This is a genomic window from Rhizobacter terrae (assembly GCF_003852895.1).
Classification (GTDB): Bacteria; Pseudomonadota; Gammaproteobacteria; order Burkholderiales; family Burkholderiaceae_C; genus Albitalea; species Albitalea terrae.
Window position 1 is genome coordinate 683,319 of the sequence record NZ_QUSW01000001.1, and the last position, 13,620, is coordinate 696,938.

The 13,620-nt window shown below is 67.2% G+C and carries 12 protein-coding genes; 9 read left to right on the plus strand and 3 right to left on the minus strand.

Annotation, left to right across the window (positions count from 1 at the left end; genetic code table 11):
• The first annotated feature begins 25 nt into the window (after positions 1 to 25).
• The 5 genes from DZC73_RS03140 to DZC73_RS03155 all read left to right on the plus strand — a co-directional run bounded on the left by DZC73_RS03140 (position 26) and on the right by DZC73_RS03155 (position 6,552).
• Positions 26 to 1,834 carry an aminopeptidase P family protein gene (locus tag DZC73_RS03140; RefSeq protein WP_124539482.1) on the plus strand — a complete coding sequence of 603 codons (1,809 nt, stop codon included), beginning with the start codon at positions 26 to 28 and terminating at the stop codon, positions 1,832 to 1,834.
• A gap of 142 nt (positions 1,835 to 1,976) precedes the next feature.
• Entirely contained in the window at positions 1,977 to 2,153 is a 177-nt protein-coding gene (locus tag DZC73_RS29605) for a hypothetical protein (RefSeq protein WP_161974431.1), read from the plus strand.
• A 226-nt stretch (positions 2,154 to 2,379) separates the two neighbouring features.
• Positions 2,380 to 3,684 carry a UDP-N-acetylglucosamine 1-carboxyvinyltransferase gene (locus DZC73_RS03145; protein WP_124538727.1) on the plus strand — a complete coding sequence of 435 codons (1,305 nt, stop codon included), beginning with the start codon at positions 2,380 to 2,382 and terminating at the stop codon, positions 3,682 to 3,684.
• A 76-nt stretch (positions 3,685 to 3,760) separates the two neighbouring features.
• Positions 3,761 to 4,285 carry a molybdopterin-dependent oxidoreductase gene (locus DZC73_RS03150; protein ID WP_124538728.1) on the plus strand — a complete coding sequence of 175 codons (525 nt, stop codon included), beginning with the start codon at positions 3,761 to 3,763 and terminating at the stop codon, positions 4,283 to 4,285.
• Complete coding sequence (locus tag DZC73_RS03155) at positions 4,282 to 6,552, plus strand: hybrid sensor histidine kinase/response regulator (protein WP_124538729.1); 2,271 nt, start codon at positions 4,282 to 4,284, stop codon at positions 6,550 to 6,552. The genes DZC73_RS03150 and DZC73_RS03155 overlap by 4 nt, the downstream gene beginning before the upstream one ends.
• 20 nt (positions 6,553 to 6,572) lie before the next feature.
• On the opposite strand, the gene DZC73_RS29610 is transcribed toward DZC73_RS03155, so the two are convergent.
• Together DZC73_RS29610 and murB are read right to left on the minus strand one after the other, a co-directional pair.
• Positions 6,573 to 7,388 carry a glycine-rich domain-containing protein gene (locus DZC73_RS29610; protein WP_124538730.1) on the minus strand — a complete coding sequence of 272 codons (816 nt, stop codon included), beginning with the start codon at positions 7,386 to 7,388 and terminating at the stop codon, positions 6,573 to 6,575.
• A gap of 96 nt (positions 7,389 to 7,484) precedes the next feature.
• A complete protein-coding gene (gene murB / locus DZC73_RS03165; RefSeq protein WP_124538731.1) occupies positions 7,485 to 8,501 on the minus strand; it encodes a UDP-N-acetylmuramate dehydrogenase in 1,017 nt (338 codons plus the stop codon).
• Between the two features lie 78 nt (positions 8,502 to 8,579).
• Between murB and DZC73_RS03170 the strand changes: the two genes are divergently transcribed.
• The 3 genes from DZC73_RS03170 (at position 8,580) to DZC73_RS03180 (ending at position 11,579) form a co-directional block, all read left to right on the plus strand.
• A complete protein-coding gene (locus DZC73_RS03170; RefSeq protein WP_124538732.1) occupies positions 8,580 to 9,068 on the plus strand; it encodes a YajQ family cyclic di-GMP-binding protein in 489 nt (162 codons plus the stop codon).
• Positions 9,069 to 9,073: 5 nt separating this feature from the next.
• Complete coding sequence (locus DZC73_RS03175) at positions 9,074 to 9,709, plus strand: retropepsin-like aspartic protease family protein (RefSeq protein WP_235834966.1); 636 nt, start codon at positions 9,074 to 9,076, stop codon at positions 9,707 to 9,709.
• Positions 9,710 to 9,818: 109 nt separating this feature from the next.
• Complete coding sequence (locus DZC73_RS03180; protein ID WP_161974432.1) at positions 9,819 to 11,579, plus strand: alpha-amylase family glycosyl hydrolase; 1,761 nt, start codon at positions 9,819 to 9,821, stop codon at positions 11,577 to 11,579.
• Here the strand turns inward: DZC73_RS03180 and DZC73_RS03185 are convergent, their stop codons facing one another.
• The gene (locus DZC73_RS03185) at positions 11,580 to 12,173 is read right to left on the minus strand and encodes a PEP-CTERM sorting domain-containing protein (protein WP_124538734.1); all 594 of its coding nucleotides are present in this window, start codon (positions 12,171 to 12,173) and stop codon (positions 11,580 to 11,582) included.
• 265 nt (positions 12,174 to 12,438) lie between these two features.
• Here DZC73_RS03185 and DZC73_RS03190 point away from each other — a divergent pair, with 265 nt between their 5' ends.
• Positions 12,439 to 13,617 (plus strand): acyl-CoA dehydrogenase family protein, encoded by a 1,179-nt coding sequence (locus DZC73_RS03190; protein ID WP_124538735.1) that lies wholly within the window; start codon positions 12,439 to 12,441, stop codon positions 13,615 to 13,617.
• Positions 13,618 to 13,620 lie beyond the last annotated feature (3 nt).

A 13,620-nucleotide genomic window follows, 5' to 3' on the forward strand; every position in this document is an offset into this window, starting at 1 on the left:
GAATCGGCACCACACGGACCACACCATGGACACCCGCACCTCGCCCTTTCGCCTTCGCATCGAACACGTCCAGGACGTCCTGAAGCGCCGCGGCATCGCCGCCGTGCTCGTGCCGTCCTCCGACCCGCACCTGTCGGAGTACCTGCCCGAGCGCTGGCAAGGCCGACAGTGGCTGTCCGGGTTCACGGGCTCCATGGGCACGCTGGTGGTCGCACAAGACGAGGCCGCGGTGTTCGCCGACAGCCGCTACTGGACGCAGGCCGAGGCCGAACTCGCGGGCAGCGGCATCCAGCTCGTGAAGATTCCCACCGGCGCCGGCACCCAGCACGTGGACTGGATGGTCGAGCACCTCAAGGGCGGGGACACCGTGGGCGTGGACGGCGACGTGCTGGGCCTGTCGGCTGCCAACCACCTGCGCTACACGCTGGACAAGGCGGGCATGAAGCTGGACACCGCGCTGGACGTGCTCAGCGAAGTCTGGCCCGACCGCCCCGGCCTGCCCACCGCGCCGGTGTACGAGCATCGCGCACCGCAGGCGCCCATCTCCCGCGCCGACAAGCTCGCCAAGGTTCGCGAGGTGTTCCTGCGGCACGGCGCCACCCATCACTTCGTCTCCACGGTGGACGACATCGCGTGGCTGTTCAACCTGCGCGGCTCCGACGTCTCCTACAACCCCGTCTTCCTGGCGCATGCACTGATCGACGCCCACGGCGCCACGCTGTTCGTGGGCGAAGGCAAGGTCGACACCGCCCTGCAGAAGGTGCTGGCCGCCGACGGCGTGCGCATCGCGCCCTATGCCGACGCGCGCCAGGCGCTGGCTGCGCTGCCGGCCAAGTCCACGCTGCTCATCGACCCGCGCCGCGTGACGCTGGGCCTGAAGCAGGCCGTGCCCGCGGGCGTGAAGCTCATCGAGACCATCAACCCCAGCACGCTGTTCAAGAGCCGCAAGACGCCGGCCGAGGCGCAGCACGTGCGCGAAGCCATGGCGCAGGACGGCGCCGCGATGTGCGAGTTCTACGCCTGGTTCGAGCAGGCGCTGGGCAAGGAGCGCATCACCGAACTCACCATCGACGAGAAGCTGAGCGCGGCGCGTGCGAAGCGGCCTGGCTTCGTCGGCCTGAGCTTCAACACCATCGCCGGCTACAACGCCAACGGCGCCATGCCGCACTACCGCGCTTCGCCCGAGTCGCATGCGGTGGTGGAAGGCAACGGCCTGCTGCTCATCGATTCCGGCGGCCAGTACCTGGGCGGCACGACGGACATCACCCGCGTGTGGCCCATCGGCACCATCGGCGATGCGCACCGCCGCGACTACACGCTGGTGCTCAAGGGCACGATTGCGCTGAGCCGCACGCGCTTTCCGCGCGGCACGCTGTCGCCCATGCTGGATGCCATCGCCCGCGCGCCGCTGTGGCAGCACGGCATGGACTACGGCCACGGCACCGGCCACGGCGTGGGCTACTTCCTGAACGTGCACGAAGGCCCGCAGAGCATCAGCAAGACCATTCCCGAAGCCACCATGGCGATGGAGCCGGGCATGATCACCAGCATCGAGCCGGGCCTGTACCGGCCGGGGCAGTGGGGCATCCGCATCGAGAACCTGGTGATGAACGCGCCGGTGACGACCAGCGAGGGCAACACCTTCGGCGACTTCCTGGAGTTCGAGACGCTGACCCTGTGCCCCATCGACACCCGCTGCATCGACCGCTCGCTGATGCGCGCCGACGAGATCGACTGGCTCAACCAGTACCACGCCACGGTGCGCGAGCGCCTGTCGCCGCTGGTCAGCGGTGATGCGCTGGCCTGGCTCCAAGCGCGCACACAGCCGATTTGACGGATCGAGGAACCCGCTTCATCGGGTTTCCTCGCATTCCGTCAGCGACTTTCAGCGTTCTATCGCAACCCGCTTTCGAGGGCCGGGGCCGGCTCCTAAAGTTCGTTCCATCGCAACACGAAACGAACCCACGGAGCCCACCATGTTCAGCCGCCTCACCGCCCTCGCCGCCCTCTTCGCCGTCGTGACCACCGCCTCGTTCGCCTACGCGACGAACGTGCAGCAACGCCACCACGCCGCCGCCAAGGCCAGCGCCCCGGTGATCGTGCTGGAACGCGTGGTGGTCACCGGCAAGCATGTTCCCGACACCTCCAACTGAACCACGGGGCGGCTTGAAGCACCGCCCCTGATCCCTCCTCTCGATAGACCCTCGCCGACGACCTCGGCAATCCACGGGATCGGTTCATTCCACCCGAGGCCCACCGATCTCCGGGCCTCGGGTTTTTTTACGTTTGGGCCCGCTTCTTTCACGCAGGCTTCACACGTTTCTATCCCCTGTTCATCGGATGCGGCGACATTGGCCTGGTCATCAACCAGAGCCACTCATGTCCAAGCTCATCGTCCACGGCGGCACCGCACTCAGCGGCCGCATCATTCCCTCGGCCAACAAGAACGCGGTGCTGCCCATCCTGTGCGCCACGCTGCTGACCCGCCATCCGGTGCGCCTGGTGGGCGTTCCCGAGATCACCGACGTCAAGAAGATCCTGGAGCTGTTCCGCTCGCTGGGCAGCCAGGTGGAGATGGACTTTGCCACCGGCATCCTGGACATCCACCACAAGGACACGCTCTTCGACCCCGCACGCCATCGCCTGCCCGAGGAGATGCGCTCGTCCATCATGCTGGTGCCGCCGCTGCTCGCACGCTTCGGCGCGGCACGCATCGAGAATGACGTGCAGGGCTGCACGCTGGGTGCGCGCGAGATCGACCCGCATGTGGAGGTGTTCGAGAGCTTCGGTGCCAAGGTGCACCGCGGCATCGACGGCCTCCTGATCACCAGCACCGGCCCGCTCACCGCCGCTTCGCACTGGACGGACTACGCCTCCGTCACCACCACCGAGAACTTCGTGATGTGCGCGGTGCTCGCCCAAGGTGAGTCCACACTCATGAACGCCGCCTCGGAACCGCACGTGCAGGAGTTCTGCCGCTTCATGCAGATGCTGGGCGCGAACATCGGCGGCACCGGCACCTCGCGCCTGACGGTGGCGGGCGTGGACACCCTGCGTGGCGGCGAATTCCACTTCACCGAGGACTTCCACGAGATCGTCACCTTCCTGGCGCTGGGTGCGATCACCGGCGGCGAGGTGAGCGTGCGCAACTCCTCGCCGGAGCAGTTCCCGCTGATCGATCGCAGCTTCGCCAAGTTCGGCGTGCGCATCACGCACGAAGGCGGCTGGTCGCGTGCGCAGGTCGACGGCAAGCTGAAGGTGAAGGAGCCTTTCACCCAGCACATCCTGCAGAAGATCGAGGCCGCCCCCTGGCCCTACCTGCCGGTGGACCTGCTGCCCATCTTCATCGCCCTGGGCGTGAAGGCCGAGGGCAGCGTGATGTTCTGGAACAAGGTCTACGACGGCGCCCTGGGCTGGACTTCGGAGCTGTCCAAGTTCGGCGCCCACGCCTTCCTGTCGGACCCGCACCGCATGGTGACCTTCGGCGGCAAGCCGCTGGTGCCGGCGGAGGTGGAGAGCCCCTACATCATCCGGGTGGCCATTGCCTTGCTGATGGTGGCGGCCTGCACCCACGGACGCTCGGTCATCCGCAACGCCAGCCCCATCCGCCGGGCTCATCCGCGCTTCGTGGAAAACCTGCGTTCGCTGGGGGCGCAGATCGAATGGGACGAGTCGGAGGACTGAGCCGGCGGGAGCGCCAAGCGCCCACCCCCCTATTTCCATGCGGGGCGCCGGGCTGGGCCGGTGAGAAAATCCCCAAATGCACCTGTTGTTGTCCGCGAAGCCGCGCTTGGCTGTCCTGTGCACCGCCCTGTGGGCGGTGCTGTGCGCTTCGCCGTCGGCCTGGGCGCTGGATCCTCCCGCCGGCAAGGTCATCCTCACCGTCACCGGCGAGGTGGCCAACCGCAATGCCCCGGAAGGCGCTGCCTTCGACATGGCCATGCTGCAGAAACTGCCGCAGCGCAGCTTCATGACCCGCACGCCCTGGTATGCCGAGCCGCGCAAGTTCACGGGCGTGGCGCTGGCCGACCTGCTGGCCGCCGTCGGCTCCAAGGCCCGCACCGCCAAGGCCGTGGCCCTGAACGACTACCGCGTGGAGTTCCCGGTGGATGACGCCTTGAAGGGCGACGTGCTGGTGGCCTACGCGCTGGACGACAAGCCCATGCTGGTGCGCGACAAGGGCCCGCTGGTGCTAATGTACCCCTTCGACGCGCGGCCCGAGCTGCGCAACGCGGTGAACTACAGCCGCGCTGCCTGGCAGCTCAAGGCCCTGGAGTTGCGGTGAACCAGGAGCTCATCTCCGAAGGCAGCCACCAGTCGCCGCGCGACCGTGCCCGGCGCATCTGGCTGAGCCTGATCGGGTTTGCGCTGGCGCTCGCGCTGCTGGGCGCAGCCTACGTTCAATGGCGCCAGTACGACCTGCTGGACGGCACCACCCACTTCCAGAACGACGCGCTCGGCTGGAGCTTCTTCCAGCTGGAGGCCGAACAGCTGAGGCTGCGCAACGAGATGCAGCAGGCGGTCCTCAACCCGCAGGAAGATCCCGCGCAGAAGCTGCAGCTGCGCTACGACATCTTCGTGAGCCGGCTCGGGCTGGTGGACCATGAGCGGGCCGCGCGCATCATGGCCGCACAGGCAAGCTATGCACCAACCATGGCCCAGGTGCGGACCTTCGTGAAGCACGCCGACCGATATTTCGGCGAGACCCCCCAGGCCAAGCTGACCCCGGACACACTCAAGGCATTGCAGACCGAGCTGGACACGCTGAGCGTGCCGCTGCATGACCTGTCGCTGAGCGCCTCGCACCTGCTGTACGAGCGCGTCACCCAGCGCAACAACGCGGTGCGCACGCAGAGCAAGCAAGGCATCGCGCTGACCTTCTTCCAGTGCGTGCTGCTGCTGGTGTTCGCCTTCGTGGTGCTGCGGCAGTTCCGCGCCCTGCTGCAGCGGCGCGAGCGCCTGGAAATCCTGGCAGACCGGCTGACGGCCGCACGCGCCGAGGCCGAGTCCGCCAGCCGCGCCAAGAGCGTGTTCCTGGCCAACATGAGCCACGAGATCCGCACGCCCTTCCACGGGCTGCTGGGCATGATGTCGCTGCTGCAGGAGACACCGCTGTCGTCGCAGCAGGCGGGCTACCTGCACACGGCCAAGGAATCGGCACACCACCTGCTGGCCATCCTCAACGACATCCTGGACATCTCCAAGCTCGAGTCCGGCAGCCTGCACGTGGTGCCCGAGCCGGTGGACCTGGCCCGGCTGGTGCGCGACGTGGATGCGCTGATGCGCGTGCAGGCCCAGTCCAAGGGCCTGTCGCTGAACGTCACCATGGATTCGGACGTGCCGCGCTGGGTGCGCGCCGACCCGACGCGGCTCAAGCAGATCCTGTTCAACATGCTCAGCAACGCCGTGAAGTTCACGGCCGTGGGCCATGTGCACCTGCGGGTGGAAGCCGGTACCGGCCCGGCGGCAGGCTGCGTGGTGTTCTCGGTCATCGACACCGGCATCGGCATGGATGAGGCCACCCAGGCCCGCGTGTTCCAGCGCTTCGTGCAGGGGGACGACACGACTTCGCGCCGGCACGGTGGCGCGGGGCTGGGCCTGGAAATCTCGCGCAGCCTGGCGCGGCTGATGGGCGGCGACATCACCGTCAAGAGCGCGCCCGGCGAAGGCAGCACCTTCGTGTTTTCGGTGCCGCTGCTGAAGATCGGGCCACCCTCGGCCAGCGCCCATCTGCCGCCCACGGGCAGCGAGGGCCCCGGCCGCATGCTCAAGGTGCTGGTTGCCGAAGACCACCCCGTCAATCGCATCTACCTCGAAGCCGTGCTCGACAAGCTGGGCCACCAGGCGGTGTTCGCCGAGAACGGCGAGGAGGCCGTGCGCGCGGCCCAGGAGCAGGACTTCGACATCGTGCTCATGGACTTGCACATGCCGGTGATGGACGGCTTCGCCGCGGCGCGCGCCATCCGCGCATTGCCGCTGCCGCGCGGCGCGATGCCCATCGTGGCGCTCACGGCCGATGCCTTCCAGGATTCGCAGGAACAGGCGCGCCTGGCCGGCATGGACGAGATGATCACCAAGCCCGCGCACCTGCCGCAACTGCGCGACCTGCTGGTGCGCTACGGCGGGGCGCCGTCGGCCTCACACGCGCCGCCCTCGGCGCCTGCGCCTGACAGCCATGCCGACATCGTGGACCGTGCCACGGTCGAGCAATTCCATGCGACCTTGTCGCCGCAGAAGTACACGGCCTTGCTCGGCAGCTTCTTCGAGTCGCAGTCGGCCATGCTGTCGCGGCTTCGAGAATCGGCCGATGCGGGCGACCGCAGCACGGTGTGGAACCAGGCCCACGCGCTCAAGGGCGCGGCGCTGAGCCTGGGGCTGCGCGCAGTCGTGGAGCAGGCCGAGGAAGTCAAGCAGGCCGCCGCCGGAACGGCACGGCCCAACCTGCACACCACGCTGGATTCACTGGAGCGGCACCTGATGATCACCCGGGACCTGTGCCAGAGCCTGGGCTGGCTGCCGGCCGCACCGGCACAGGGGCGCACGGTGAATTGATGGCCTTGCCGGCTGGCGATTCAGTCGCCGCCGCCTCCACAGCCACCGCCGCATCCGCCGCCGTCTCCTCCCCCGTCGCCACCGCCGCCATCCCCACCGTCACCGCTGCCGCAGGACACCCCGGCATCCGACGTGCCTGAGGAGCTGCCGCAGGACGACCCGCAGGCGAAGCCGACCGCACAGTGGGTGTCGCCCCGGTCTGCGCCCAGCAAGGTGCAGTCAGGCACGTACTTGTAGCCACCAGGGATCGCCAGCATCGTGTCCAGCGCGAAGAGCAGCGGCAGCTTGTTCGGCTTGCGCGGGTTGATGCCTTCGTCCTTGCAGCTCCAGTACCAGGCGCGGCGCAGGCCGGAGAAGTTGTCGCCGCGGCGCAGGCTTTCGGGCGGCATGGCCTCGGTGGGCGTGTGGTGCAGCATGCGGCCGAAGACCCGCTTGCAGAAGTCCTGGTAGCCCCGGGTGTGCAGGATGAACTCGTGCCACAGCGCATCCACCACCTTGGAGGGCATGGCCACGAAGCGCCCGCCCGACTGGGCGTTGGCCACGAAGAACTGGCGCAGCCCGCGCTCGACGTCATCGACCTGGCGCTCGGTGAGCGTGGGGTACTGGGCGCGCAGCTTCTTGCGCAGGAAGGACGGGAAGGGATGGTCGAGCACCATGCGCCGCCGCTTGCTGCGCCACCAGACGCCGTAGATGTTGAAGCCCGCCAGGGCCACCAGCCCGCCCACGCAGATGATGGGAATCAGCTTTGGGCTTGCGCCGCTCACCACCGCAAGAACCAGCGCGATGACCAGCAGGGGAATGAAAACCAGAACCTGCCGACCCAGTGATGCATTCATTGCATGCCTCCTCTTCTTGTTGTTGTGATCTTCTTTTTCTTCTTGCTTGACCGTCAATGTGCGTCAGTTCGATGACAACACCGTGACACCGCTCGGCTACACGACGACCGGCTCCGGCTCCAGCCGGATGCCGAAGCGCCCATAGACGCTTTCCTGGATGGCCCGGGCCAGCGTCATCACCTCGGAGCCGATCGCACCGCCCCGGTTGACCAGCACCAGCGCCTGCTTCTCGTAGACGCCCGCCTGGCCCACCGTCTTGCCCTTCCACCCGCAGGCGTCGATCATCCAGCCGGCGGCCAGCTTCACGCTGCCATCGGGCATGGGGTAGTGAACGATCTCCGGGTCGCGGCCGATGATGTCGCGGCACTGCTCGGGCGTGACCACCGGGTTCTTGAAGAAGCTGCCTGCATTGCCGATCTGCGCCGGGTCGGGCAGCTTGGCGCGGCGCACCGCGATGATCCAGTCGGCGATCTGGCGCGCGGACGGGTTCGTGATGCCCGTCTCGGCCACCTTGCGCTCCAGCTCCAGGTAGCCCAGCACCGGCTTCCAAGGCCTGGGCAGCAGGAAGCGCACCCGGGTGATGAGCGTGCGGCCAGCGAGCGAATGCTTGAACTCGCTGTCGCGGTAACCGAATTTGCACACGGACGCATTCAGCGTCACGCTGCGGCCGGTGATGAGGTCCACCGCGTCCAGCGAATGGAAGCGGTCCTGCAGTTCCAGGCCGTAGGCGCCGATGTTTTGCACCGGCGCGGCCCCCACGGTGCCCGGGATCAGCGCCATGTTCTCCAGCCCCGGGTAGCCGTTGGCCAGCGTCCAGGTGACGAATTCGTGCCAGTTCTCCCCGGCGCCGGCCTCCACCAGCCAGCCGTCCGGACGCTCCTCCACCAGCCGCCGGCCCATGACCTCCACCTTGACCACCACCTGCGGCATGTCCCGGGTGAGCACGATGTTGCTGCCGCCTCCCAGGATGAACTTCGGCGCCAGGCCCAGCTGCGGGTGGTCGACCACCTGCCGCACGTCCGCGTCGCTGGCCACGCGCACGAGCGTGTGCGCCACGGCCGGCAGGCCGAAGGTGTTGTATGGTTTCAGGCTCACACCTGACTCGATATGCATGCGAGAATTTTCGCCGATCCGCGGGGCCGGCCGTCCCGCGTCGAGTCCATACCCCGGCACCCTACAAGACAACAGCCCATGCCCAGCTTTGACACCGTCCTCGAGCCCAACCTGGTCGAGGTGAAAAACGCCGTCGACCAGACCTCCAAGGAAATCGGCACGCGTTTCGATTTCAAGGGCTCCTCCGCCCGCATCGAACAAAAGGACAAGGAAATCACCGTCTTCGCCGACAGCGACTTCCAGATCGGCCAGGTGATGGACATCCTGCTGGCCAAGCTCACCAAGCGCTCGGTGGACGTGCGCTACCTGGACCGCAGCGCCAAGATCGAGAAGATCGGTGGCGACAAGGTCAAGCAGTTGCTGACCGTGAAAAACGGCATCGACAGCGACACCGCGAAGAAGATTCAATCCCTCGTGAAGCAGAGCAAGCTCAAGGTGCAGGCCGCCATCCAGGGCGACACCGTGCGCGTCACGGGCGCCAAGCGCGACGACCTGCAAGCTGCCATGGCCTTGCTGCGCAAGGACGTGGCCGACGTGCCGCTGACCTTCAACAACTTCCGGGACTGACCCTCTTGATCCGCCTTGTTGCCGCGCCCGTGCTGGCGCTGATGAGCCTTGCCGCCGGCGCGCAGACCGTGTCGCTGTCGGGCAGCATGGGCGACAAGGCGCTGCTGGTCATCAACGGCACGCCGCGCACGCTGGCCGCGGGTGCGAGCTTCCAGAACGTCAAGGTCATCAGCGTCGCTGCGGGCGAGGCCGTGGTCGAGATGGACGGCAAGCGCTCCACGCTCACCCTGGGCGGCGCACAGGTGAACCTGGGCCGCGGCGACAGCGAGGGCAGCGGCAGCCGAATCGTGCTGACGGCCGGCTCCGGCGGGCACTTCGTCACCGGCGGCAGCATCAATGGCCGGGCCGTGAGTTTCATGGTGGACACCGGCGCCACCATGGTCGCCATGAGTGAATCCGACGCCGAACGCATCGGCCTCAAGTACAAGAGCGGCGAGCGGGGCCTCGCCAACACCGCCAACGGTCAGGTGCCCGTGTACCGGGTGAACCTGAACACCGTGCGGGTGGGCGATGTCCAGGTCTACAACGTGGACGCCTTGGTCGTGCCCATGCCGATGCCCAACGTGCTGCTCGGCAACAGCTTCCTCACCCGCTTCCAGATGAAGCGTGAGAACGATGTGCTGACGCTGGAGCGGCGTTGAATATTCACGGCAGTTACATCGGGGTTTCGAGGTTGATGACACTACGTCAACTACACAACCACGCCCTTTGAATGCTCGATAGCATGCGTGTTTGCGCATGCTTCCCCCCATGAATTCGAGCATTTCCTTCGTCCCGGCGTGGGCCCAGCACGCCATCTGGTACCAGATCCTTCCCGAGCGGTTCTGCAACGGCGACACCAGCAACGATCCCACGGCCCAAAGCCTTGCAGGCGGCCGGTTGGGCGGCAGCACGGACGATGCCTGGGCGCCCACCCGCTGGACCGGTGACTGGTACGAGCGCCAGAACTGGGAAGCCGGCGAGGGCCGCGACCCGTGGATGAGCATGCACGACCGGCGCTACGGCGGCGACCTCGCCGGCATCATCGCCAAGCTGCCCTACCTGCAGGACCTGGGCATCAACGCCATTTACCTGAACCCGGTGTTCGATTCGCCCTCGCACCACAAGTACGACGGTGCGTCGCTGCATCACATCGACCCGCATTTCGGCCCGGACCCCCAGGGCGACCGCGCCTTGATGGCCAGCGAAGTGCCCGACGACCCCAGCACCTGGGTGTGGACCTCGGCCGACCGGCTGGTGCTCAAGCTGATCGAAGAGACGCACGCCCGCGGCATGCGCATCATCTTCGACGGCGTGTTCAACCACGTGGGCGTGAGCCACTGGGCCTTTCGCGACCTGAAGGAGAAGCAGCAGGCTTCGCGCTTCGCCGACTGGTTCATCGTCCACCAGTTCCGCGACGAGGCGGCAGGCAAGGCCTTCAGCTACGAAGCCTGGCGCGGCTATTCGACGCTGCCCGAACTGCGCAAGGTCGGCGACCACCTCGCCCCCGGCCCGCGCGACTACATCTACGCCGCCACCCGCCGCTGGCTCGCGCCGCACGGCGACGTGAAGCGCGGCATCGACGGCTGGCGCCTGGACGTCGCGCCCTGGGTGCCGCACGGCTTCTGGAAGGACTGGCGCGCGCTGGTGAAATCCATCAACCCCGAGGCCTACCTCGTGGCGGAGAACATCCGCGACGTCGCCTTCAACGTGCCGTACCTCGAAGGTGATGAGTTCGATGCGGTGATGAACTACAACTTCGCGTTCGCCTGCGACGAGTACTTCTTCCGCGACACGACGCGCATCGCCACCAGCCGATTCGACGGCCTGCTGCGTGAACTGCGCGAGGCCTATCCGGCCTGCGTCGCGCCCGTGCAGCAGAACCTCTTCGGCAGCCACGACACCGCCCGCCTCGCCTCGCACGCCGTGAACCGCGACCGGCTCGACTACCGCGCCTTCGACGAAACCTACCACCCGCGCGACTCCCGCGCGCCGCTGTTCGACACACGCAAGCCGAACGCCCACGAGCGCCAGCTGCACAAGCTCTTCGCCCTGTGGCAGATGACCTACCTCGGTGCGCCGCTCGTCTACTACGGCGACGAGGCGGGCCTGTACGGCGCCAACGACCCCTGCTGCCGCAAACCCATGCTGTGGCCCGAGCTGCAGTACGACGACGAGGCGATGGGTCCGGACGGCAAGCCCCGCGCGAAGGCGGAGAAGATCGCCTTTGACACGGCGCTGCACGCCACCTACCAACAGCTGATCGCCCTGCGCCACGCCATCCCGGCCTTGCGCACCGGCGAAGTCCGCACCCTGCTGTGCGACGACGACCGGCAGGTGCTGGTCCACCTGCGCGGCGACGAAGCCATCGTGGCCATCAACCGCAGCGAGCAGGAGCAGGAGGTGGTCATTGCGTTCGCCCTGCCCGCAGGATGGAATGATCGGCTCCATGGCGGCGCCATCGTGGCATCCGCACAGGGGCAGACCACCTTGCGGCTGCCTCCCCTGTGGGGCGCGGTGCTCGCCGCCTGATCAGCCGCGCTGGCGGCGCCGCATGAAGGCGCCCAGCAGCCCCAGGCCCAGCAGCATCAGCCCATAGGTGCCGGGTTCCGGCACCGGCGACACGGCGGCGTCCACGCGGATGTTGTCCACGTTGAACGAGCCGGGCCCGCCGCCTGAAAGGTCGATGGTCAGCCGGTCGATGGCCTGCGATGAGGTGCTGTGCACGGTGTTGAAACCGCCCGCGGCCTGGCTGGAGGCGAAGTCGAAGACCTCTGCGCCACCCAACCATCCGCGGACCTCGTAGCCCACGCCCGACCAGTAGGCGGCGAGGTCCAGCGAGTCGAACGTGAACAGGCCGCCATTGGTGACCTGCAGGGCCCCGAAGGGCGTGGACCGCAGGTCCTCCACGAACACGCTCGGCAGCGGCGCGCCATAGGCATGCGCCTGCTTCCAGTCGCCAGAAGTCGTGGTGACGGTGAAGCCATCTTCGACGATGCTGCTGAAGCTGTCGCCGGTGTTCCCCGGCAAGGCATCGAAGCCGATGGTGGCCGCCGTGGCGGCCTGCGAGGCACCGGCCGCCAATGCGGCAACGAGTGCGAGCCTGGGCATGAATTGAGATGTCATTTGTTTCTCCCTGAATGGGCGGGTTGAAGTGATCGGACTCCCCGCGCGGAGGGTTCGTCGGGGTGTGCGCTGCAACATTTCAGTGAAGCTAGGGATGGCGCCGGCCTCGTCACCCGCCAGGCGGGAAGAATTGCACCGCCGGCCGGAAATCGGGGAATATCGGTAGGCCGCCATGTCTCCGCTGGGACATGGCGCAATAGAACGGTCGTGCTAAAACCTCGATGAGCGGTCGGACAGCCGATCCGGCACAGCAGGAGACAACGCGATGGACCTGAATTTCACCCCTGAGGAACTGGCCTTCCGCGCGGAGATCCGCGCCTGGGTGGCCGAGAACCTGCCCCAGGACATCAGCCACAAGGTGCACAACGCCCTTCGGCTGAGCAAGGACGATCTGCAGCGCTGGGCGAAGATCCTCGGCAAGAAGGGCTGGCATGGCTGGGCCTGGCCCAAGGAGTTTGGCGGCCCCGGCTGGAATGCCGTGCAGCGCCACCTGTTCGAAGAGGAATGCGCCCTGGCCGGCGCGCCGCGCGTCGTGCCCTTCGGCCCGGTGATGGTGGCGCCGGTCATCATGGCCTTCGGAACGCCCGAGCAACACAAGCGCCACCTGCCCGGCATCATGAGCGGCGAGGTGTGGTGGAGCCAGGGCTACAGCGAACCCGGTTCGGGCTCCGACCTGGCCTCGCTCAAGACACGCGCCGAGCGCCGCGGCGACTACTACATCGTCAACGGCCAGAAGACCTGGACCACGCTCGGACAATTCGGCGACTGGATCTTCTGCCTGGTGCGCACCAGCACCGACGGCAAGCCGCAGACGGGCATCAGCTTCCTGCTCATCGACATGAAGAGCCCGGGCATCACCGTGCGGCCCATCATCACGATGGACGGCGAGCACGAGGTGAATGAGGTCTTCTTCGACAACGTGGAAGTGCCCGCCGACAACCTCGTGGGCGAAGAGAACAAGGGCTGGACCTACGCGAAGTACCTGCTGGCGCACGAGCGCACCAACATCGCCGACGTGAACCGCGCCAAGCGCGAACTGGAGCGGCTCAAGCGCATCGCGAAGGCCGAAGGCGTCTACGAGGACCAGCGCTTCCGCGACCAGATCGCGGCGCTGGAAGTGGATGTCGTCGCGCTGGAGATGATGGTGCTGCGCGTGCTCTCCGCCGAGAGCAGCGGCAAGCAGTCGCTGGACGTGGCCGGCCTGCTGAAGATCCGCGGCAGCGAGATCCAGCAGCGCTACAGCGAGCTGATGATGCTGGCCGCCGGCCCCTACAGCCTGCCCTTCATCCAGGAGGCGATGGAAGCCGGCTGGCAGGGCGACTACGTGGGCGCGGCCCACGTGCCGCCACTGGCCGCCACCTACCTCAACATGCGCAAGACCACCATCTACGGCGGCTCCAACGAAGTGCAGCGCAACATCGTGTCGCAAGTCGTTCTGGGCTGATCG

Bases quoted from the DNA above. Each gene is read 5' to 3' on its own strand.
- DZC73_RS03180 (WP_161974432.1), top strand. From the start codon at position 9,819: ATGAATTCGAGCATTTCCTTCGTCCCGGCGTGGGCCCAGCACGCCATC.
- DZC73_RS29610 (WP_124538730.1), bottom strand. From the start codon at position 7,388: ATGAATGCATCACTGGGTCGGCAGGTTCTGGTTTTCATTCCCCTGCTG.
- DZC73_RS03150 (WP_124538728.1), top strand. From the start codon at position 3,761: ATGCACCTGTTGTTGTCCGCGAAGCCGCGCTTGGCTGTCCTGTGCACC.
- DZC73_RS03190 (WP_124538735.1), top strand. From the start codon at position 12,439: ATGGACCTGAATTTCACCCCTGAGGAACTGGCCTTCCGCGCGGAGATC.
- DZC73_RS03145 (WP_124538727.1), top strand. From the start codon at position 2,380: ATGTCCAAGCTCATCGTCCACGGCGGCACCGCACTCAGCGGCCGCATC.
- DZC73_RS29605 (WP_161974431.1), top strand. From the start codon at position 1,977: ATGTTCAGCCGCCTCACCGCCCTCGCCGCCCTCTTCGCCGTCGTGACC.
- DZC73_RS03185 (WP_124538734.1), bottom strand. From the start codon at position 12,173: ATGACATCTCAATTCATGCCCAGGCTCGCACTCGTTGCCGCATTGGCG.
- DZC73_RS03170 (WP_124538732.1), top strand. From the start codon at position 8,580: ATGCCCAGCTTTGACACCGTCCTCGAGCCCAACCTGGTCGAGGTGAAA.
- DZC73_RS03140 (WP_124539482.1), top strand. From the start codon at position 26: ATGGACACCCGCACCTCGCCCTTTCGCCTTCGCATCGAACACGTCCAG.
- murB (WP_124538731.1), bottom strand. From the start codon at position 8,501: ATGCATATCGAGTCAGGTGTGAGCCTGAAACCATACAACACCTTCGGC.